This is a genomic window from Psychroserpens sp. XS_ASV72 (genome assembly GCF_041224425.1).
Classification (GTDB): domain Bacteria; phylum Bacteroidota; class Bacteroidia; order Flavobacteriales; family Flavobacteriaceae; genus Psychroserpens.
Window position 1 is genome coordinate 1 of sequence record NZ_JBGFGL010000051.1, and the last position, 1,066, is coordinate 1,066.

The 1,066-nt window shown below is 48.3% G+C and carries 1 pseudogene; it reads left to right on the forward strand.

Going from position 1 to position 1,066, the window contains the following annotated elements:
- Window positions 1-1,066 (forward strand): annotated as a pseudogene (locus AB9K26_RS00675) (gliding motility-associated C-terminal domain-containing protein); the annotation flags it as partial.

Consider the following 1,066-nt stretch of genomic DNA (forward strand, 5'->3'; position numbering starts at 1 on the left):
TGGAAATTCAACATCTGATGATCAAATAATCACTGTTGAAGATACCACTCCTCCAAATCTTACGGTTCCTACTGATGCAACTGTAGAATGTACAGAAAGTACCGATCCTGCTGCTACTGGAACGGCTACGGCTACAGATACTTGTGGTAACGTGACCGTAACTTATTCCGATGCTTCAGTTCCTGATTGTGGTAACACCGAAACCATCACAAGAACTTGGACCGCTACTGATGAGTGTGGAAACTCGACTTCAGAAACACAAACAATCTCTGTGGAAGACAACACAGCGCCAATACTTACATTGCCTAGCGATGTAACCGTGGAATGTACAGAAAGCACTGATCCTGCTGCTACTGGAACGGCTACGGCTACAGATACTTGTGGTAACGTGACCGTAACTTATTCTGATGCTTCAATTCCTGGTTGTGGAAATACCGAAACGATTACAAGAACTTGGACCGCTACTGATGACTGTGGAAACGCGACTTCAGAAACACAGACAATCTCTGTGGAAGACAACACAGCGCCAGTGCTTACATTGCCTAGCGATGCAACCGTTGAATGTACAGAAAGTACTGATCCTGCTGCTACTGGAACGGCTACGGCTACAGATACCTGTGGTAACGTGACCGTAACTTATTCCGATGCTTCAGTTCCTGGTTGTGGAAATACCGAAACGATTACAAGAACTTGGACCGCTACCGATGAATGCGGGAACTCCGCATCTCTGGACCAGACCATTACCGTTGAGGATACCACAGCGCCAATACTTACACTGCCTAGCGATGCAACCATGGAATGTACCGAAAGTACCGATCCTGCAGCTACCGGAACGGCAACCGCTACCGATACATGTGGCAATGTGACCGTGACCTTCTCAGATAGCTCTGTTGCTGCCTGCGGAAACACCGAGACCATCACTAGGACTTGGACCGCTACCGATGAATGCGGAAACTCAGTGTCACTTGACCAGACCATATCCGTAGTGGACACCATAGCCCCTGACCTTTCCGCTTGTACGGTGGAAAATACGGTGGTCGAATGTTCCGACACGGACAACGAGGCT